17 protein-coding genes are annotated in these 20,305 nt (G+C 69.6%); 10 read left to right on the top strand and 7 right to left on the bottom strand.

The window, feature by feature from the left end; genetic code table 11:
• Positions 1–2 precede the first annotated feature (2 nt).
• Complete coding sequence (gene lpdA, locus QH470_RS09605; RefSeq protein WP_280271933.1) at positions 3–1,451, bottom strand: dihydrolipoyl dehydrogenase; 1,449 nt, start codon at positions 1,449–1,451, stop codon at positions 3–5.
• Positions 1,452–1,888: 437 nt separating this feature from the next.
• Between lpdA and QH470_RS09600 the strand changes: the two genes are divergently transcribed.
• Positions 1,889–2,806, top strand: a complete 918-nt coding sequence (locus QH470_RS09600; RefSeq protein WP_280271932.1) for an alpha/beta hydrolase — start codon at positions 1,889–1,891, stop codon at positions 2,804–2,806.
• A 13-nt stretch (positions 2,807–2,819) separates the two neighbouring features.
• Here the strand turns inward: QH470_RS09600 and QH470_RS09595 are convergent, their stop codons facing one another.
• From QH470_RS09595 to QH470_RS09585, 3 genes are all read right to left on the bottom strand, one after another.
• Positions 2,820–4,001: a PucR family transcriptional regulator gene (locus QH470_RS09595; protein ID WP_280271931.1), complete on the bottom strand. Its 1,182-nt coding sequence runs from the start codon at positions 3,999–4,001 to the stop codon at positions 2,820–2,822.
• A gap of 34 nt (positions 4,002–4,035) precedes the next feature.
• Complete coding sequence (locus QH470_RS09590; RefSeq protein ID WP_280271930.1) at positions 4,036–6,498, bottom strand: hypothetical protein; 2,463 nt, start codon at positions 6,496–6,498, stop codon at positions 4,036–4,038.
• 306 nt (positions 6,499–6,804) lie between these two features.
• Positions 6,805–8,301, bottom strand: a complete 1,497-nt coding sequence (locus tag QH470_RS09585; RefSeq protein ID WP_280271929.1) for a PucR family transcriptional regulator — start codon at positions 8,299–8,301, stop codon at positions 6,805–6,807.
• A gap of 238 nt (positions 8,302–8,539) precedes the next feature.
• Here QH470_RS09585 and QH470_RS09580 point away from each other — a divergent pair, with 238 nt between their 5' ends.
• The 6 genes from QH470_RS09580 (at position 8,540) to QH470_RS09555 (ending at position 16,176) form a co-directional block, all read left to right on the top strand.
• The gene (locus QH470_RS09580; RefSeq protein WP_280271928.1) at positions 8,540–9,409 is read left to right on the top strand and encodes an FAD binding domain-containing protein; all 870 of its coding nucleotides are present in this window, start codon (positions 8,540–8,542) and stop codon (positions 9,407–9,409) included.
• The gene (locus QH470_RS09575) at positions 9,409–9,882 is read left to right on the top strand and encodes a (2Fe-2S)-binding protein (protein ID WP_280271967.1); all 474 of its coding nucleotides are present in this window, start codon (positions 9,409–9,411) and stop codon (positions 9,880–9,882) included. Before QH470_RS09580 ends, QH470_RS09575 begins: the two co-directional genes overlap by 1 nt.
• Positions 9,879–11,228: an 8-oxoguanine deaminase gene (locus QH470_RS09570; RefSeq protein ID WP_280271927.1), complete on the top strand. Its 1,350-nt coding sequence runs from the start codon at positions 9,879–9,881 to the stop codon at positions 11,226–11,228. The genes QH470_RS09575 and QH470_RS09570 overlap by 4 nt, the downstream gene beginning before the upstream one ends.
• Before the next feature lie 2 nt (positions 11,229–11,230).
• Positions 11,231–13,561 (top strand): xanthine dehydrogenase family protein molybdopterin-binding subunit, encoded by a 2,331-nt coding sequence (locus tag QH470_RS09565; protein WP_280271926.1) that lies wholly within the window; start codon positions 11,231–11,233, stop codon positions 13,559–13,561.
• A gap of 66 nt (positions 13,562–13,627) precedes the next feature.
• Positions 13,628–15,061 (top strand): NCS2 family permease, encoded by a 1,434-nt coding sequence (locus QH470_RS09560; protein WP_280271925.1) that lies wholly within the window; start codon positions 13,628–13,630, stop codon positions 15,059–15,061.
• A gap of 5 nt (positions 15,062–15,066) precedes the next feature.
• Positions 15,067–16,176 carry an XdhC family protein gene (locus QH470_RS09555; protein WP_280271924.1) on the top strand — a complete coding sequence of 370 codons (1,110 nt, stop codon included), beginning with the start codon at positions 15,067–15,069 and terminating at the stop codon, positions 16,174–16,176.
• Between the two features lie 25 nt (positions 16,177–16,201).
• Here QH470_RS09555 and QH470_RS09550 read toward each other — a convergent pair whose 3' ends face one another.
• Together QH470_RS09550 and QH470_RS09545 are read right to left on the bottom strand one after the other, a co-directional pair.
• A complete protein-coding gene (locus QH470_RS09550) occupies positions 16,202–17,155 on the bottom strand; it encodes an LLM class flavin-dependent oxidoreductase (protein ID WP_280271923.1) in 954 nt (317 codons plus the stop codon).
• 62 nt (positions 17,156–17,217) lie between these two features.
• The gene (locus QH470_RS09545) at positions 17,218–17,757 is read right to left on the bottom strand and encodes a GNAT family N-acetyltransferase (protein ID WP_280271922.1); all 540 of its coding nucleotides are present in this window, start codon (positions 17,755–17,757) and stop codon (positions 17,218–17,220) included.
• Positions 17,758–17,857: 100 nt separating this feature from the next.
• Here QH470_RS09545 and QH470_RS09540 point away from each other — a divergent pair, with 100 nt between their 5' ends.
• Positions 17,858–18,637: an enoyl-CoA hydratase-related protein gene (locus QH470_RS09540; protein WP_280271921.1), complete on the top strand. Its 780-nt coding sequence runs from the start codon at positions 17,858–17,860 to the stop codon at positions 18,635–18,637.
• A gap of 6 nt (positions 18,638–18,643) precedes the next feature.
• Here the strand turns inward: QH470_RS09540 and QH470_RS09535 are convergent, their stop codons facing one another.
• On the bottom strand, positions 18,644–19,381 hold the full coding sequence (locus QH470_RS09535) for an SDR family oxidoreductase (protein ID WP_425302643.1): 738 nt from the start codon (positions 19,379–19,381) through the stop codon (positions 18,644–18,646).
• A gap of 52 nt (positions 19,382–19,433) precedes the next feature.
• On the opposite strand from QH470_RS09535, the gene QH470_RS09530 reads away from it, so the two are divergent.
• Together QH470_RS09530 and QH470_RS09525 are read left to right on the top strand one after the other, a co-directional pair.
• Positions 19,434–19,754, top strand: a complete 321-nt coding sequence (locus QH470_RS09530) for a winged helix-turn-helix transcriptional regulator (protein ID WP_280271919.1) — start codon at positions 19,434–19,436, stop codon at positions 19,752–19,754.
• 97 nt (positions 19,755–19,851) lie between these two features.
• Positions 19,852–20,298 carry a hypothetical protein gene (locus QH470_RS09525; RefSeq protein ID WP_280271918.1) on the top strand — a complete coding sequence of 149 codons (447 nt, stop codon included), beginning with the start codon at positions 19,852–19,854 and terminating at the stop codon, positions 20,296–20,298.
• Positions 20,299–20,305 lie beyond the last annotated feature (7 nt).

Below are 20,305 nucleotides of genomic sequence, written 5' to 3'. Positions count from 1 at the left end.
CCTCAACGCTTGCGCGGCGCGATGTGTACCGGCAGGCCGAGCCCGGTCAGGGCCGCCTCCATGCCGATCTCGCCGAGGGTGGGGTGGGCGTGGATGGTGTCGGCGAGTTCGTCGAGGGTCGCCTCCAGCGTGATGGCGAGGGCGCCCTCGGTGATCAGGTCGCTGGCCGACGGGCCGATGATATGCACGCCGAGCACTTCCTGATGCTGTTGCCCGGCAACGATCTTCATGAAGCCCTCGGTGTCGCCGAAGGTCCGCGGCCGGCCCAGCGCCGCGAACGGGAACTTCGCGGTCAGCACCTGGTGACCGGCCGCCCGCGCCTGCTCCTCGGTCAGGCCCACGGAGGCGATCTCGGGGTGGGTGAAGGTCGCCGCGGGGATCACGGTGTAGTCGATGTGCGCGGGGTGTCCGGCGATCACGTCGGCGGCGGTGAGCCCCTGGTGCGAGGCGACGTGCGCGAGCAGCGCCCGGCCGGTGACGTCGCCGATGGCGTAGACGTGTTCGACGCCGGTCCGCAATTGGTCGTCGACCTCGATGAAACCTCGTGCGTCCGTGCCGATTCCGGCGTCTGCCAGGCCCAGGTCCGCGGTGTTGGGGCGGCGGCCCACGCCCACGAGCACCACATCGGCGTCGAGTTCACGGGCGTGCGGCCCGCCGACGGTCACGCGCAACGGTGCGGCCGCCGTGATCGATTCGACCGTCGAGCCCGTCAGCACGGTGATGCCGCGCTGGGTGAACGAGCGGCCCAGTGTGGTCCCGATGTCCTTGTCCTCCAAGGGAACCAGGCGATCCTGGAGTTCGACGATCGTGACCTCGGCGCCGAAGGTGGCGAACAGACTGGCCCATTCGGCGCCGACCGCGCTGCCGCCGACCACCACCAGTCGCCGGGGCACCTCGGTCAGTCCGAACGCGCCGTCGGAGGTGACCACGCCGGGCAGTTCGGCCCCCGGGATCGGCAGCCGCGCGGGGACCGAGCCGGTCGCGATGATCACGTCCCGGGCGTCGACGCGGCGGATCGGGGTGGTCGGGGCGGCGGCGTAGCGCGGGCCGCCGGGGAAGATCGGCGACGGGCCCACCTCGTGCACCTCGACGGTGGTGGGCCCGGTGAACCGGGCGTGGCCCTCGAGCACGGTCACGCCGTTGGCCCGCAGCAGGCCCGCGACGCCGTCGGTGAGTTCCTTGACGACGCCGTCCTTGCGCTGGCGCACGGCGCCGAAATCGAACCGGACGTTGTCGGATAGCACACCGAAATCGGCTGCGGCGCTGACAGTTTGGAAGACCTCGGCGGAGCGCAGCATGGCCTTGGTCGGGATGCAGCCCCAGTTCAGGCAGACGCCGCCGGGCCGCTCCTTCTCCACCAGGCCGACCGACAGACCACGCTGCGCCGCGCGGATGGCGGCCACGTACCCGCCGGGGCCCCCGCCCACGACCAAAAGATCGAATTCCGGCACTCGTGGTGCTCCTAGTCTCGACGATTCCGACCCTGCCCAGGTTGTGGCACGGGTCATCGCCCACGAGTCTCGTCGCCACGCAGTGCACAAACAATGACTCGAAAGCCCAGGAATCGCGCTTCGAAAATGGGCTCCGAGCCCAATCGACCGAATGGTTCACTCGTGACACGACACTGCGAGACACACCGAACGGCCGATCCTTCGTGGTTCGGTGCCGGAAGATTGCCAGGCGGGCCGCGTCCAGCGCGGCGCACGGCCGGACCTGTGTTTCGACGCCGGGTGCGGGCCGCCGCGGCTGGTTGCTGCGATCCGCCTGTCCCACAAGCCGATCGATGACATGCGGGCCGCGACGCGCTGATCTTCTCGGGATTGCTGCGCCCGGGTGATCTTCCGCGTACAACGGAATGGTGAGGGCTTTGAGGTGGTCGGCCGCGCTCATGAGTGTGCTGATGGGCGCCGTCGCTATAGGGTTCGTGTCCAGTGGTACGGCGTCGGCCGCCGGGGAGGCGCGGGTGGTCGGCGAGCACCCCTTGGGCGGCTCCGTCTCGCAGGTGGACGTCTACTCCCCGGCGATGGACCGCGTGGTGAGCAACCGGGTGATCCGTGCCGCAGGGGGCTCCGCGCCCACGCTCTACCTGCTGACGGGCATCGGCGGCGGCTTGGACGGCATCTCCTGGTGGGACGATACGGATGTGCGGGATTTCTTCGCCGACAAGCACGTCAACGTGGTGATGCCGATCGGCGGCGCGTACAGCATGTACACCGACTGGGTCACCGACGATCCCGTGGTCGGCCGCGGCCGCTGGCAGACCTTCCTGACCCAGGAGCTGCCCGCGGCGCTCGATTCGCATCTGGGCAGCACCGGCCGCAATGCCGTCGCCGGAGTGTCGATGAGCGCCGCCTCGGCCATCGACCTGGCGATTCAGGCGCCGGAACGCTACAACGCGGTCGCCGCCTACAGCGGTTGCCCGTGGTCCTCGGACCCCGCCGGAATCGGCTTGGTCTCGGCGCAAGTCGTCCGGGGCGGCGCCAACCCTGGGAACATGTGGGGCTTGCCGGGCACGGGGGCTTGGCCCGCGCACGACGCGTTCGCTCGCGCCGGCGCGCTGGCGGGTAAGACCGTCTACCTCTCGGCGGCCACCGGCACGCCGGGCGCCATCGATCAGGGCGGTCTCCCGTTCCCTCCGGTCGAGGCGATCGCCAGCGCCTGCACCGGGGCCTTCGCGGGACGGCTCGCTCAGCTCGGCATCCCCGCGATCCATGTGAACCGGCCGGAGGGCTCACACACCTGGGGTCAATTCGAGGCCGATCTGCACGACTCCTGGCCGCACCTGGCCGCCGCGCTGGGCGCGTGAGGGGGCGGCGTTCTCAGGGCAACTGCAGTGCGGCGAGGGCCAGCGACAGCTCCACGTAGGAGCGCTGGCCCTCCAACGGCCGTCCGAGCAACGTCGAAATCCGTTGCAGCCGATTGATCACCGTGTTGCGGTGGCAGTGCAGGCGCGGGGCGGCATTGGCGGCCGAGCAGTTCTCCGCCAGCCAGGTCGCGAGGGTCTGCAACAGAATGTCGCGCTCCTTCGCGGGTAGCTCCAGCACCGGTCCCAGGACGTGCGCCACCAACTGGTCGGCCAAGTCGGGGGAGCGCGTCAGCAGCGCCTCCGGGTAGCGCTCGTCCAGTGCCACCAATCCCGTGGCGTCGGTGGGCAGCGTCTCCAGCGCGGTGAGCGCCGACGCGTGCGCCGAATCCACTTGCGCGAGACCGGGAACGGCGGGGGAGGCGCCCGCGCGCCCGCGCACCAGGGGCCGCAGATGCCGCAGCACGTCGTCGCTGTCGCGGTGCTCCAGCGCCACCAGGCCGATGGTGGTGTCCATGTGGTCGTGCCACACCGAGCGAATACCCAAGGCGGACAGCGTGGTTTCGGCGCCCGCGCGCAGTGGACGGTCGTCTCCGCGGGCGGCCACCACCAGGTATGCCCCGTGGCTCGGCAGGTTCAACTCGCGCGCGGCTCGGGCGGCGAACCCGGCGTCGTGCGCCCGTCCCGCGAGCAGATCCTCGATCAGTGCGTGGCGGCGGCGCTCGTCGCGGCGCACCTGCTCGAGTTCGGTGTTGCGGTAGGAGGTGACCAGCGCGGAGGACAGCCCATCGATGACCGTCCACATCGCCGTCCCGGCCTCCCGGATCTCCTGCGGCCCCGCGTTCTCGGCCTTGTCCAGCAGCGCCTCCCACACGATGCCGCCGCCGAGCCGGAACGTGCGCAGCATCGCCTCCAGCGGGACGCCCTGTTCGGCGCGGTGCCGCCCGATCGACGCCGCCACGCCGTCGCGCTCGGGATCACCGGGCTCGCCGCCCAGCAACTGCAGGATGCGCGTCAGGTAGCGGCGGCAGCCGTCGCGCAGTTCCGCCCGCGGCACCGAGGTGTAGTCGGTCCATTCCGGGTTGTCGGTGAAGATCGCCGAGATCAACCGGCTGGTCAGTCGCGGAATATCGGCCTGGCAGGCGTCCGCCAGCGTCCGGGTCCCCGGAGTCGACAGGGGTGGATGCGGCGCGGCCATGGCGGTTCACGCTACCGCCCGCGCCGGATCCGCCTCAACGAAGCATGCGTGCGAGCTCCCCGCTCATGGCTCCCCGCCACGCCGACTGCCACGCGGCCGTCGCGGGCGTGGCGCCCGGTGTCGCCAGCGAGTTCCACGGAGTTCGCGACCGGCCCGAGGCCCACTGGTCGGTGGTGCTCGCGGCGGCGATGTGGCGCCTGGCGTCCCGCAGCAACTGGTAGTTGCCGGGATCGCGCATGACGTCGTCGACCGATTCCAGCACCTGGGTGGCGTGGCGGTTACCGATGGCCGCCAGCATGCGGCCCGCGCCGTCCTTGCCGCCGACGTTCGCGAGCATCCCTGTGGCCTGCGCGGTGTCACCGTCGGCCAGTTTCTGCAACTGCTTGATCTTCGCCTGGGTCGGGTCGGCCATGTAGTCGTTGATGAAATCCTGTTGTGCTCCGGTGTAGGCGCCGCCGTCGAGCGTCACGCCCAGGGGATTCGCGCGATGGAAGCGGAACGCGGCGGCCTGCAAGGTCGCCATGTCGGCGGCGGCCTCCTCGGCGCTGCCGCGACCGTGCACGAGGTTGTTCGCGGACTCCTGCGCTCGTTTGGCCGCGGCGACGACGTGCCCGAGATGTTTGTCGGCGAGCGTTTCGTCGTCGGCGTTCGAGTCGACGATCTGCCACGACCGGATGGAGTGGTGCATGACGTTCTGGTCGTTGAAACCGATGGACCTGAGGAGGGCCCATGCGTCGCTGCCGCTCCCGCCGAGGTCCTCCAGACCCTGGAGTGCCGCGGCCGCACCGCGAAAAGTGTTGATTCCACCGTTCTGCGCGGCCGCCTTGCGCGCACCCGCCTCGAATTGCTCCCATTTCATATACGACCGCGCGTACGTCCCGTCGGGACCGCCGACACCCGGCGAACCCCAGAAACCCCACTGCCCCTTCTGCGCGGCCCGCTCCATGCGAGCGTTCGGCCGCAGCGGTGAGCGGGTCGCCCCGAACAGCCATTCGGTCACCGGCGAATTGCTCACCGTACTCACCGCGGCGAGGGCGGGCAGCAGGCCCGCGCTCATCGAATGACCCACGCTCGCGGTCCCCATGCCCAGCGCCTTGGCGCCACCGCCACCGCCGCCGCTGCCGGCCGCGCGATTGCCCTGGGCGGCCAGCGCGAACCGGTTGGCGATCCATTCGTTGCCGTTTTCCAGACTCTTGCTGAGCCGCCGCAGCTGGAATATCGCGACGATCTCCACGATCGCCCCGATCATGAAGACCACCATGACCTGTTCCCCGGCCAGCGCGAACAACTCGCCCAGGATCAGCATGTACACCCCGAGAAAGACGGTGTAAACGGTCATGCGCAGAGCGGCCACGAAGCTGTCCACGATATTGCGGATGAGGAACGTCTGGGTGGGACCGTAGACGAAACCGCCTGCGGCGAAACCGAATATCGACATTATCCCGTGGTAGATGGTGTCCAGGGCGGACTTGATTATCTTGAGCGCCAGCACGGCACCGAACAACAGCAGAATCGCCCCGGAGATGAGCAGCAGCAGACCGGTCGCGATCTGTTCGAAGTTCGGATTGTCGATCGATTCCTTCGCGGCGCTGTCGCCGCAGGACTGGATCGCCTTCTTCACGCGTTCCTCGTTGCCGGAGGAGATCGCGGCCGACCAGGCGGCGCGGCAGCTCGGCCGGGTGTCGATCACATGCCCGTAATTCCAGACCTGCAACGGGCGCCGCGCGGTGTTGTCCGTCAGGGTGGCCTGCATGGTCGAGACCATGTGGTCCGGGTTGACGGCGGTGTCCCCGTGCAGGCCCGCCGCCACCGTGATGCCGAGATCCCGGCCCTGCGAGAGCCATCCGTGCGGCGACAGCACATCGGCCAGCGGTTCGGCGAGGAACATCGGCCCGAGCACCGCGATCAGCAGCATGGTCACGACCTGCATGGTCGCCTTGGAGTAGAAGCCGCGGGCGACGAACCACGCGACGCAGAAGGCGCCGATCGTCGCGGCCGTGATCAGCATGATCGGCGTCGCGAGCTGTCCGGACAGGCTGTGGGCGACCCCGAGCAGCGGCTTGGCGAGCAGGTTCAGCCACTCGAAGCTGAGGGCGTAGCCGATGAGCCAGATCGCGGTGACGACGATGATCTTCCAACCCGCGAATTCCATCCCGAGAACGATGGACAGGGCGGTGTTGCCCGGGGTCAGCAGACCGCCGTGGTCGGTGGCGAACAGATAGTTGGACGCCTCCACCCCCGACGAGTCGGCGACGTGGGTCCAGGCGAGCGCGCTGCCCACCGACGATCCCGCGCTGCGGCCGGAGGCCGTGTCGGCCGTGGCCGCCGTACCCAGCAGACCGGGACAGACGAACAGGACGAAGATAGTGAGCAGGATCCCCGCCGTCCAGCGCCGTCGCCGCGTCGCGACTATCCACCCCCGGCAACGCCGGATCACCTCGGGCAGCTGCCATACGGCCGACTGCCACCGATCGGATTTCCAGTTATAGACCGCCACAACCTGTTTCGTTTCTGCGCACGTCGGACCGAAGTTCGGCACACAAAGGAGAGCATGGGTTCAGGCAAACCTCGGGGCCGCTCGACAGTCCCCGGAAACAACCCCTCGAACGTTAACGCGGCGGCATGAACGAGCGCCCTCGGGACGGTGAACAGAGAACTCCGAAAATGCCGGAACCCGTTGGTGTTTCGTCTCCGACACGCCTTTCGGTGTTCACTACCGGTTCACTCTCATCTCCTGGCTGTCACGCGCGGTGTGAGGATGGCACTGCGGTGAAAGTTGTTGCTGTGTCATGGTGTTCGCGGCTCAGCGCAACGCCAGGGCCAGGAAGAAGTCGACGCGGTCGGCCAGCCGGGACAGGTCGCGCCCGGTCAGTTCCTCGATGCGGGCGATCCGGTAGCGCAGCGTATTGACGTGCACATGCAGCGATTCGGCGCTGCGCGCCCAGGAGCCGGACGTCTCCAGGAAGATCTCCAGCGTGTGCACGAGATCGGCGCTGTTGTTCTGGTCGTAGCTGGTCAGCGGGTCCAGCAGGCGCAGGCGGAACATGCGCCGCACCTCGTCGGGCACGCTGGCCAGCAGCATCATGTGGGTGGCGAGTTCATCGTGGCCGACGACACAGGCGGGGCGGTGGCGGTCGGCGGCCACGCGCCGGGCGTGCCGGGCCTCGTCGACCGCACCGCGCAGCGATTCGCCGTCGACGATGCCGCTCACCCCGATCGACAATCGGCTGCCGCCCAGTCCCGGCTCCAGGGTGTCCAGTGCGGCGTGGATGAGGTCGAGGACGGATTGGTCGGTCGGGACCAGGGCGATCGCCTCGCCGTCGACGACACCGGCGGCCGGCGTTCGGCCGTAGAGGATTTCGCGCAGCAGCGCGCGTAATTCCCTGGGGCGCAAGCCGTCCTCGGCGGCCGCGGCCACCGCGACGTAACTGTCGGCGGCCCCGAGCCCGGTCAGCTCCAGCCGCGAAATGATCTCCGCCGGTTTGGCATCGGAGACAATCAACTGGACCAGTTCCTCGGCGAGCCGTCCCTCGGCGCTCTGCCGGTCGTCCTGGCGGGCGCGTTCCAGCGAGACGACCGCGGCCAGCTCGCCGGTCAGGGCGCGGCGCTCCTCGGTCCAGTCCGACCAGTCGCCGTCGAACACCAGCAGCCAGTCGGCGGCGCGGGAGGTGCCGTGCTCGTCGACGGCGAACAGCGAGTACGGGCGGCCGCCGACGGTGGTCACGCACGGAAGGCGACGGGCGCTCAGGAAATCGGTGACGATCTGTGCGGGCGGGCGCTGACGCGGTCCGGCCACGACACGCCCCGTCGACGACATGACCCAGCAGCGCATGCCCAGATCGCGTTCGATCAGCTCCAGCACCGAACCCAGTCCGGCGCCGGACACCAGCTGCCGATGCCGGTCCAGAATCGCCGACAGGTCCGCCGCCCGGCCCGTCGACAGGTCGCGGGTGATGCGTTCGGTGACCGTCGCGAACGCCACCGTCTCGTGCACCCGGAACAGCGGGATCCGGTGGCGTCGGCAGGCCGCCACGACATCGTCGGGCGGGGCGCCGTAGCGGGCGTCGCCGGTCGCCAGCGCCGCCACCTTCGCCCGCGCGAGCGCCGCGACGAACGTCTCGCTGTCCGCCGGTTCGCCGCGCCACTGCATGCCGGTGAGCACCAGTTCGCCGCCGGACAGGTACCGGCCCGGGTCGAGCAGGTCCTGGGTGACGACCCAGCGCACGAACCGATCCAGCTCCTCTTCCCCGGTGACGAGTTCCAGCCCCAGGTCCATGGTGAGCAGCGAACGAAGGCGCATGAATCTCGACGCTAACAGCCCGCAGGCCGGGAACGAGCCACCGGAAACATTGCCGTCATCAGTGTTGGAGATACATACAAATACCGCCGTGTGAACTGGCGCACAGTTCGTCGGTCCGGTCGTGGCCGCACCGGCCCGCGCGCGGGTGTACTCGGGGAACACCGATCGAATCCGATGGAGGCCAGATGGCGCAGCAGGTGCCGGGGTATCCGCCCGGGGCAGGCGGGAAGGAGTGACGATGGAATTCCTGCGACCCGGAAATTGGGCGGAAGCGCTGGAAATGAAGGCCGAGCACCCGCGAGCCACCCCGATTCAGGGCGGCACGGACGTCATGGTCGAACTGAATTTCGACAAGGGCCGCCCCGACGCGCTGCTGGACCTGAATCCGTGCCGCGAATTGCGGCGCACCGAGCGGATCGGCGGGCGGCTGCGGATCGGCGCCGGGGTGCCTTATGTCGACATCATTCGTGACCTGGGACGCGAGCTGCCCGCGCTGGCACAGGCGGCCCGGACCGTGGGGTCGCCGCAGATCCGCAACCGCGGCTCGGTGGGCGGAAATCTCGGCGCCGCGTCGCCCGCCGGAGACACCCATCCGGCATTGCTGGCGACCGATGCCGTGATCGAGGTGGAATCGACGGCGCGCGGCACCCGCATGATCCCGATCGACGATTTCTATGTGTGGGTCAAGAAGAATGCGCTGGAGCCCGACGAATTGATCCGGGCGATCTGGGTGGAGCCGGCGACCGGGCCGCAGTATTTCGCCAAGGTCGGCACCCGGAATGCCATGGTGATCGCCGTCTGCTCGTTCGCTGTCGCGCTGCATCCGGATCGCCGGGCGGTCGGCGCCGGTATCGGTTCGGCCGGTCCCGTACCGCTGCGTCCGCGCGCGGCCGAGACGTATCTGGCCGAGGCGCTGCCGTGGGACGACCCGACACCGTTGACCGACGCGGTGGCGCGCGATTTCGGCGCATTGGTCGCGGACGCGGCCCGCCCGATCGACGACGTGCGCGGCACCGCCGACTACCGCAAGCATGCCCTGTCGGTGCTGGCGCGCCGCACGCTGACCTGGGCCTGGAACGATCTGACGGCGCGACGGAGGGCGGCGTGATGCGGGTGAGCTGCGAGGTCAACGGTTCGACCGAGGACGTCGACGACGTGTGGGAGGGCGAGAGCCTGCTCTACCTGCTGCGCGAGCGAATGGGCCTGCCGGGCTCCAAGAATGCCTGCGAGCAAGGCGAATGTGGCTCCTGCACAGTGTATTTGGACGGCACTCCGGTCTGCTCGTGCCTGGTGTCCGCCGGACAGGCGCACGGTCGCTCGGTGCGCACGGTGGAGGGCCTGGCGGCGGCCGACGAGTTGGATCCGGTGCAGCAGGCGTTCCTGGAGGCCGGAGCCGTGCAGTGCGGCTTCTGCACCCCCGGCCTGATCGTGCAGGCGCACGACCTGATCGAGCGCAACCCGCGGCCCTCGGACGTCGAGATTCGCGAGGCGCTCGCCGGAAACCTCTGTCGCTGTACGGGTTACGAGAAGATCCTGGACGCGGTGCGCGCGGCGGCCGAACGAAAGGCGGTGTCCGGATGACGCATTCGCTGATCATCGAAAACGCGTATCTCGCACCGGTTGTCGGTGAGGAGATCCCCGGCGGGTACCTCACCGTGGAGAACGGCCGGATCACCGGGATCGGCGCGGGCCCGGCACCGCGCCTCGAGGGCGCCGAACGTCTCGACGGCACCGGCTGCCTGGTCACCCCGGGTCTGGTCAACACCCACCATCATCTGTACCAGTGGGCTACCCAGGGCTGCTACCAGGATTCGACCCTGTTCGAATGGCTGACCGGGCTGTATCGCACCTGGTCGCGCATCGACGCCGAGGTCACCTACGGCGCCGCCGCGGCGGGCCTGTCGTGGCTGGCGTTGAGCGGCGCCACCACCTCCTCGGATCATCACTACATCTTCCCGAAGGGGCGCGGCGACCTGTTCGAGGCCGAGGTGCGCGCCGCCGCCGAGGTGGGATTGCGCTTCCATCCGTGCCGCGGATCGATGGACCGCGGGCAATCCGACGGTGGCCTGCCGCCGGACGAGGTGGTCGAGCAGACCGACGAAATCCTCACCGCCACAGTGGAAACCATCGACCGGTACCACGATCCGTCGTTCGACTCGATGCTGCGCGTCGCGGTCGCGCCGTGCTCGCCGTTCTCGGTGAGCGAGACCCTGCTGCGCGAATCGGCCGCCCTGGCCCGGGACAAGGGCGTGCGCCTGCACACCCACCTCGCCGAGACCCTGGACGAGGAACAGTACTGCCGCGAGCACATGGGTTGCACGCCGGTGGAATACATGGAGAAGATCGGCTGGCTCGGCGACGACGTGTGGTTCGCCCACGCGGTGCACCTGCACGACAAGGACATTCAGCGTTTCGCCGACACCGGCAGCGGCTCCGCGCACTGCCCCAGTTCCAACGCCCGTCTCGGCGCGGGGATCGCCCGGGTCTCGGACCTGCTGGCCGCGGGCGCCCCTGTCGGGCTCGGGGTGGACGGCGCCGCCTCCAGCGAGCTGACCTCGATGGCCGGGGAAATGCGCCAGGCCCTGCTGTTCCAGCGGGCGATGCATGGTCCGCAGGCGCTCACCGCACGCCAGGCGCTGTGGATGGCCACCCTGGGCGGTGCCCGGAATCTGGGCCGGCACCGGGAAATCGGCAGTCTCGAGCCGGGCAAGCTCGCCGATCTCGCGGTCTGGCGCGTCGACGGCTTCCGCGCGGCGCTCGGCGATCCGGTCTGCGCACTGGTCTTCGGTCCCACCCCGCCCCTGGCGCGACTGCTCGTCGGCGGCCGCACCGTGGTGGAGGACGACGAACTGCGCACCGTCTCCCAGGATGCCGTCGCCCGCGCGGGAGCCGCGGCTCGTCACCGCTTACTGCGCGAGGAGCGATAGTCATGACATCGACACGTTCGACCCGATTCCCGGAGCGAGTCGCCGCGCCCGGCAAGGGCGGGATCGGCGCCAGCCCGCTGCGGCCGGACGGCACGCTGAAGGTGAAGGGCGAGTTCGCCTATTCCTCCGATCTCTGGATGGACGGCATGCTATGGGGGACGACGCTGCGCAGCCCGCACCCGCGCGCTCGCATCCTCGCGATCGATATCGCTCCGGCGCTGGCGCTGCCCGGCGTGCACGCGGTGCTCACCTGCGACGACGTGCCCGGCCGCAAGCACTACGGTCTCGACCACACCTGGGATCAGCCGGTGCTGGCCATCGGCGAGGTGCGCCACCAGGGCGAGCCGATCGCGCTCGTCGCCGCCGACCATCCCGAGATCGCCCGGCGCGCCATGCAGGCCATCGAGATCGAGTGGGAGGTACTGGAGCCCGTCACCGATCCCGTTGCGGTGGTGGACGATCCGGTGACCCATCGGGTGCAGGAGCGCGGCGGGATCGCCCGCCACCAGCCGGTCCGGGTCGGCGACGTCGAGGTCGGCCGCGCGCTCGCCGAGGTCGTGGTGTCGGAGAAGTTCGAGGTCGGCATCCAGGACCAGGCGTTCCTCGGACCGGAATCGGGGCTGGTCGTACCGACCGAGGACGGCGGTCTGGAATTCTTCGTCGCCACCCAGTGGATGCACAACGATCTGTCGCAGATCGGTCCGTGCCTGCGGCTGCCGTACGAGAAGATCCGCATGACGCTGGCCGGCGTCGGCGGCGCCTTCGGAGGCCGCGAGGACCTGTCGATGCAGATCCACGCGGGCATGCTGGCGATGTACACCGGCCGGCCGATCAAGATGATGTACAACCGGGAGGAGTCCTTCTTCGGTCACGTGCACCGGCATCCCGCGCAGATGTGGTACGAGTACGGTGCCACCCGCGACGGCAAGCTCACCTTCGCGAAGGTGAAGATCGTCCTCGACGGCGGCGCCTACACCTCGGCGACGCTCAACGTCACCGGCAACGCGTCGTCACTTGCCCTGGGCCCCTACGAGTTCCCGCACCTCGAGGTCGACGCCTACGGCGTCTACACCAACAACCCGCCGTGCGGTGCGATGCGCGGCTTCGGTGCGGTGCAGGCCTGCTTCGCGCACGAGTCGATGATGGACAAGCTGGCCGCCGCGCTCGGCCTCGACCCCGTGCACATACGCCAGATCAATGTCGTTGCACAGGGTTCCAAGCTGGCGACGGGACAGGTGGTGCACGCGCCGACCCCGCTGCGCGAGATGCTCGGGCAGTTGGAGACGATGCCGCTGCCGGAACCGTTGGACACCAATGATATTCGCAACCTGCCCGGCGGGGCCTCGCAGACCACGCACGGCGAGGGCGTGGTCCGCGGGATCGGGTACGGCGTCGGCATCAAGAACATCTGCTTCTCCGAGGGCTTCGACGACTACTCCACGGCCCGGGTACGGCTGGAAGTCGTTGCGGGCGAACCGGTCGCGCTGGTACACACCGCGGCGGCCGAGGTCGGTCAGGGGCTGGTGACGGTCGAGGCGCAGATCGCCCGGACCGAACTCGGCGTCGACCGGGTGACGATCCATCCGGCCGACAACGGCGTCGGGGACGCCGGTTCCTCCTCGGCCTCCCGGCAGACCTACATGACCGGTGGCGCGGTCAAGACCGCCTGCGAGGCGGTCCGGGCCCGGGTGCTGGAACTGGCCGTCGCGCAGGGTCACGCCGACGCGGCGAATCTGGTGGGCGGCAAGGTGATCGCCCGCAACGGTGCGGTGCTCGCGGCGCTCGTCGACGTGCTCGATGAGGGGGTCGTCGAAGAGACCCGCGTGTACCAGCATCGGCCGACCACCGGCATGGACCCGGTCACCGGCCAGGGTGACAGCCATACCCAGCTCGCCGTCTGCGTGCACCGCGCCGTGGTGGACGTCGACACGGAGCTGGGGCTGGTCAAGGTCGTCGCCCTCGACGCGGTCCAGGACGTCGGCAAGATCATGAACCGGCTGTCGCTGGAGGGCCAGATCCACGGCGGGTCCGTGCAGGGGCTCGGCCTGGCGGTCATGGAGGAAATTCAGGTAACCGACGGAAAGGTGCGCAACCCCTCGTTCACGGACTATCTCATCCCGACCATTCTCGACACTCCGTCGCAGCGGCTGGAGATCCTCGAGAACGCCGACCCGCACGCCCCGTACGGGCTGCGCGGCGCCGGCGAGCCCCCGACGCTCTCCTCCACCCCGGCCATCGTCTCGGCGATTCGCCAGGCCTGCCGGGTCGCCGGCGGCACCGGCCATCTGACCCGGGTGCCGGTCCGCCCGGAGGACATCATCCGAAGCTGCTGATCCACCGCCCGCCCGGTTCGTAAGACGGCACGGACCGCAGGTCTGCCCTTAGGAGGGCACCCGCCAATGACCCAAGTACAGATCCGTACCAGTCCCGCGGCCGCCCGGTCCGCATTCGACCGGATGTTCCGTCTCCGCGAGCGGCGCACCACCGTCTCTCGTGAAATCCGCGGCGGCATCACAACTTTCGTCGCGATGGCCTACGTGATCCTGCTGGTTCCGCTGATTCTCGGCGGCGCCACCGACATCGACGGCCGCCATCTCGACATCGCCCAGCTCACCACCGCCACTGCGTTTTCGGCCGGACTGTCCACCGTATTGATGGGGCTGGTCGGCAATGTGCCGCTGGCGCTGGCGGCGGGACTGGGCGTGGTGCCGGTGGTGGCCTTCCAGGCCGCGCCGCACATGACCTGGCCGCAGACCATGGGCCTGGTGGCGCTCATGGGCGTCATCATCGTGATCATGGCGGCGACCGGCCTGCGGACGATGATCATCAACGCCATCCCGCTGGCGTTGAAGAACGCGATCGGGGTCGGAATCGGCATGTTCATCGCCATGATCGGGCTGGTGTCGGCGGGGGTGGTCGGGCACGGTTCGCCGACCGGGCCGCCGGTGGGGCTGGGCCCGGACGGACACCTGCAGGGCTGGCCCGTGCTGGTGTTCGGGGTCGGCCTGCTGGTGATGCTCGCGCTCTACATCCGAAAGGTGCCGGGCGCCATCCTGATCAGCATCGCGATCGCCACGGCCCTGGCGATCCTCGTCAACGCGGTGGCGGACATCGACGCGGGCGCGTGGGGCACGGTCGTCCCGGAATTGCCCGACAAACTCTTCGCCGCACCGGATTTCGGTCTCGCGCTGCATATCGATCCGCTCGGCGGCTTCGCCCGGGCCGGGGCCGTGACCGCGGGCGTGGTGCTGTTCACGCTGGTACTGACCGGCTTCTTCGACGCGATGGGCACGATCTTCGGGGTGTGTGACGAGGCCGGACTGCTGGACGAGCGCGGCACCATGCCGGGCCTGGGCCGGGTGCTCACCACCGACGGCGTCGCGCAGGTCATCGGCGGCGCCGCGGGTGGCGCGGGCAGCACGGTCTACGTGGAGTCGGCGACGGGTGTCGGTGAGGGCGCCCGTACCGGCTTGGCGAGCGTGGTGACCGGCGGATTGTTCTGCCTGGCAATCTTTTTCACGCCGATCGCGGGCGTGGTGCCGATCCAGGCGGCCGCACCGGCGCTGGTGCTGGTGGGTGCGCTGATGATGACGCAGGCCCGCAAGATCGACTGGGGCGATCTGGAGGTCGCGGTGCCCGCCTTCCTGACCATCGTCGCGATGCCGTTCACCTACTCGATCACCAACGGTGTCGGCGCGGGCCTGATCGCGTACACGGTGATCAAGGCGGCGCGCGGCAAGTTCCGCGAAATCCACTGGCTGGTATGGGTGGTCAGCGTCGTGTTCGCGGGTTACTTCGCCATCTCCGGTATCGAAGTCCTGCTGGGCGGGTGATGATCGTGCGTGAACTGACCGAGCGACTGCGGCAATGGCATGCGGCCGGTACCCGGTACGCCGTGGCCAGCATCGTCGGCGTCACCGGCAGCGCGCCGCGGCCGGTGGGCGCGGCGCTGGCCGTGGACGAGGCGGGCACGGTGGTCGGCAGCCTCTCCGGCGGGTGTGTGGAAGGTGCGGTCTACGAGCTGTGCCGGGAGGTGCTGCGTACCGGGCAGCCCCGACGGGAAACGTTCGGCTACAGCGACTCCGACGCGTTCGCGGTCGGATTGACCTGCGGCGGTGCGCTCGAGGTGTTCGTGCATCCGGTCGGTGCACGCGAACAAGAGGTAATCGAGACGGCGCTGTCCGGGGCGGGGCCGGTGGCCCTGGTCCGGGATATGGAGAACGGCGCTGCGCTGGCGCTCGGCCCGGACTGGGCATATGGCGCTCGATTCGACCCTCGAGTAATTGCCGAGGGCCGGGCGATGCTCGATCTGGGCGGTACGGGCATACGCGTGATCGGTTGCGGTTCAGGGGGTTCGGCGAACCCGACCACCGTCTTCGTGGAATCGTTCGTACCGCCGCCCCGCATGCTCGTGTTCGGCGCCATCGACTTCGCGGGAGCGGTCGCGCGGATCGGGAAGTTTCTCGGCTATCACGTGACCGTCTGCGACGCGCGGCCCGTATTCGCCACCCGTGCACGGTTTCCCGAGGCCGACGAGGTGGTAGTGGACTGGCCGCACCGCTACCTGGCCCGCACCGGGGCCGACGCGCGCACGGTGATCTGCGTGCTCACCCACGACGCGAAATTCGATGTGCCGGTGCTGGAGGTGGCGCTGCGCGGCCCCGCCGCCTATGTGGGCGCCATGGGCTCGCGGCGCACCCACCGCGCCCGCCTGGCCCGGCTGCGCGCCGCGGGGCTCACCGAAGCGGCACTGGCACAGCTGCATTCGCCCATCGGCTTGGATCTCGGTGGGCACACGCCGGAGGAGACCGCCGTGGCGGTGGCCGCCGAGATCGTCGCGGTGCGCCGCGGCGGCTCCGGCCGCGCCCTGGCCGCGACCGACGGCCCCATCCACCACGTCGTCGCGCCGGAGGCGGTGGGACCGCCGCCGATAGGCGCGAGCCGGTAGCTACCTCCACTCCCACACGATCGGGCTACGCGAGCGCGGCGTGCGGCAGCAGGGCCACCACACGAGCCAGCTGGGACTCGAAGGACTCGTGCGACACGGCCGCGATGCGGAGCAGCAGGTGTCGCGCACCGGCTCGGACGTAGCGATCCAGTTCGGCGGCCACCTGATCCGCCGAACCGGTGATCATCACCTGAATGGCGCCGACGGCGTCGAGGGACATGCGGTAGGTCGCCTGGCAATACTCCTCCAGCGCGGCCCGGCCGCGTTCCGCGTCGTCGTCTATGTGAACGGTGGCGAAAAGCGCTGGGGTGACCGTGTTCTCGGGCCGCGCCGCGGCCGCACTCGCCGCGGCGATCGCCTCCCGGCCCGATGCGTAGTCGGCGACGTCGGGCGGGTAGGGGAGCCAGCCGTCGTAGAGCCGCCCGGTCCGGGCGAGCGCGGCCGGGGTGATCCCGGCCAGCCAGATCGGCGGCCCGCCGGGCCGGTGCGGGCGCGGCACCTCGGGCAGCCAGTCGTATCGAAGCACCTTGCCGTGGAACGGTTCCGAGTTACCCGCCCACAGCTGCCGCCACAGCCGCACCGTGTCGTCCAGATGCGAGAACCGCGTCTTGAACCGCACCCCGGACAGTTCGAATTCCGGCTCGCTGAGACCCGGGAACCCGCCTCCGACACCGAGGATCAGCCGTCCCTCCGACAGCAGATCCAGTGACGCCAGGGTCAATGCCGCCTGCACGGGATGGCGATACGCGGGTATCAGCGCGGCCGTCCCCAGGGTGATGTGTTCGGTCGCCGAGGCCGCGGCGGCGAGCAGGGTCAGCGGTTCGACCCGGGCGCGCAACAGCGAATCGCCCACCCATGCCGAGTCGAAGCCCAGGCGTTCCGCCCGCACCACCAGATCCAGCAGTCCCCGCGCCGAACCCCCGGCGGACAGTTGAGCCTGTCCGGCGGGCAACAGCAGTCCGTATCGAATGTCGTTCACGCTGCCGAGCATCCGCCGCGGGCGTGCGCCGGACAATTCCCCGGCGGGTATTGCCGCGCCGATCAGGGCGAATCTGCCTGCTGCTCTTCGATATACGTGTGAAAGCCGAGGCGCTGGTTCATCGCGATGGCGGCGGCGTTGTCCGGGTGGTGGAAGGTCGTCATCCAGCGCGCACCGGCGGACCGTGCGAAGCCGATCGCCAGCAGTTTCAGGGCCAGTGAAAGTCCGTGCCCGCGAAAGGGTCTCAGCACGCCGGTCATCTCACTGAAGGCGACGCCGCGGTCGGGGTGCAGCGACACCATGCTCAGCCCGACCGGCTCGCCCGCGCGTATCGCCAGGAGCACTCCGCGGGGGTCGTATCCCGGCGCCTCGAATCGTTGTGCGACGTACTCCGGATAGGTGAAGAACTCGCCGCGCTGGGGGATATCGGCCGCGCAGGTCCGGTTGAGTTCGAACACCGCGTGGCGATTGCGCTCGGTCTCGCCGAGTTCGGCCAGTGTCGTGAAGGAGATCCCGGCGGCGGCCGCGCGTTCGAGGTACGGTACGAACTCGGTGTCGTCGAACTCGTCGACCCGCAACCGCATCCGCACCCAATCCGCCACATCCGGGACCATAGCGTGAGCCATGACCGCGTCGGCGCGGATTGGCCGCAGCTACCGGTGACGATCGGGCATCGGTGGTCCCGGCATTACGGTGGAGGCCATGACCGCAGAGGACTATCAGCACCTGCTCGTCGCACGGGAGGGCGGCACCGTCCGGATCACCATGAACCGGCCGGAGCGGCGCAATGCCCTGTCCGCCGAACACCTCACCGAGCTGCTGGCCGCCTTCCGCGCCGCGGGCGACAGCAGCGCCACCGGTATCGTGCTGGCCGCCAACGGCCCGGTCTTCTCCGCGGGGCACGATTTCGCCGACGTGGCCGCGCGGTACCTGCTCGAGGTGCGCGAACTCCTCACGCTGTGCACCGAATTGATGTCCACCATCGAATCGGTGCCGCAGGTGGTGATCGCCCGCGTGCACGGGCTGGCGACCGCCGCCGGATGTCAGCTGGTGGCCTCCTGCGACCTGGCCGTCGCGGGCCGCTCGGCCGGGTTCGCGCTCCCCGGCGGCAAGGGCGGCTGGTTCTGTCACACGCCGGCCGTGCCGGTGGCCCGCGCGATCGGGCGCAAGCGGCTGATGGAGCTGGCCCTGACCGGCGACCCGATCGATGCGCACACGGCCGAGGAGTGGGGATTGATCAACCGCGTGGTCCCCGACGCCGACCTGGACACCGCGGTCGCCGAGCTGATGGCCCGCGCCACCCGCGGCAGCCGCGCGAGCAAGGCCCTAGGCAAGCGCACCCTCTACGCCCAGCTGGATCGTCCCGAGGCCGACGGTTACGCCATCGCCCTGGAAGTCATGGCGGCCGCGTCCCAATTGCCCGGCGCCCGTGAGGGAATGGCCGCGTTCCTGGAGAAGCGCGACCCGGTGTGGCCGGACTGAACCTGGTCAGTGGTGTGACAGATAGTCCGCGCCGCCGACGTATACGGTGTGGCCCGGTTCGGCCGCGGTGTCGGCGGCATCGGCGACCGCGGTCGCGAACTCCGTCACCGTCGGCAACTCGCCGTGCTCGGTGCGGGCGGCGACGGCCGCCGGATCGCGGCGCTGCAGCAGCCGCACGATGATGGTGCCGTCGATCATGTCACCCGACACCACGGTGAAACCGATACCGCGCGCGGTGAATTCGGGAATCATCGCCCGTAGCGCGTCCTCGCCGGCGCGCTTGCTCGCCGCGATCGGCCGATAGGCGTCCGGGACCGGCTTGCGGCCGTGGAAGTGCGCCTGATGGCTGGTGACGAACACGATGCGGCCACCGGAAGGCATGTGCGGCAACGCGAATCGGACCAGACGCAGCTGCGCGTCGCGGTTGATCGCCATCGCGTAGTCCGGGGGAGCGCCGTGCTCGAGACCGCCGGAGGCGTTGAGCACCAGCACATCCAGGCGGCCGAACCGGCCGGTCACCTCCTCGACCAGCGCCCGCGCCGCGCTCTCGTCCGACAGATCCGCCCCCGCGACCGACGCGCTCCCACCGGCCTGCGCGATCTCGTCGGCGAGTTGCTGTGCGCGCTTGCGCTTTTCGCGGTAGTTGAGCACCACGTGGTCGCCGCGGGCCGCCATGATCCGCGCCGTCTGCGCCCCGATGCCGCGCGATGCCCCGGTCACCACCACGATTCGCTGCGAACCCACCATGCACTCCCACTCGATCGCTTCTATTTCAGAATCACTATGGTAGTTCGAAATGAGAAGTGCAAGACGGCGCGATCCGGCGCCGATACACGCGGCCATGGAATTGCTGGGCCAGCGCTGGATGCTGCGCGTGCTGTGGGAGTTGGAGCCCGGCCCGATCGGTTTCCTGGAACTGCGGCGCCGGATGGGCAATTGCTCGTCGAGCATGCTCTCGGTGCGCCTGCAGCACCTGCAGAGCGCGGGACTGGTCGTGAAGCGCCCGGACAAGGCCTACGAGCCCACCCCGATCGGCCGGGAACTCGGCGTCGCGCTGCAACCGCTCTGGGACTGGTCGCGGCGCTGGAGCGACGACCACTCGGGTGCGGCGCGGTAATTTGCGCGTGCCGCGTGCGAAGGCGGCCCGGATGGGCCATGATCCGGTCAGGGGCGGCGTGCGCGGCACGCCGGTACACAGTGGGATGGAGATGACGGTGCGGAAGATCGGTTTCCCGGCAGGTCACCGTCGTCGGCTGGCCGTCGCGGCGGCGGTGTCGGCGGCGCTCGCGCTGGCCGGCTGTGGCGGGGAAGACCCCGGCGCCGCGGCGGGTCAGTCGCCGGCGGCGAACTCGGTGCCGGAAGTGATCGACTGTTCGTTCAGCAAGCCCGCCGTCCGTCCGCCGAATGTCATCATGGCGTGCGCGGATCTCGGACTGCGGGTCGAGCAGATCGACTGGAAGTCCTGGGGCCCGGACCGGGCCGAGGGTGACGGCGTGCAGCACTTCAACACCTGCGATCCCAACTGCGCGGCCGGAAACTTCGTCAGCGAACCGGTCCACATCGTGCTGTCCGACCTGGTCGAGCCGGGGCACGTCTTCACGACCGCCACCACCACCGACCCGAACGGCAAAACGCTGACCAGCCCGATGACACGCCGCTGACCGGCGG

Origin of the sequence: Nocardia wallacei, assembly GCF_029868745.1 — a bacterium.
Taxonomy (GTDB): Bacteria; Actinomycetota; Actinomycetes; order Mycobacteriales; family Mycobacteriaceae; genus Nocardia; species Nocardia wallacei_B.
Note: the sequence above shows the minus strand (reverse complement) of the source record. Positions and strands in the feature narration are given on the sequence as shown.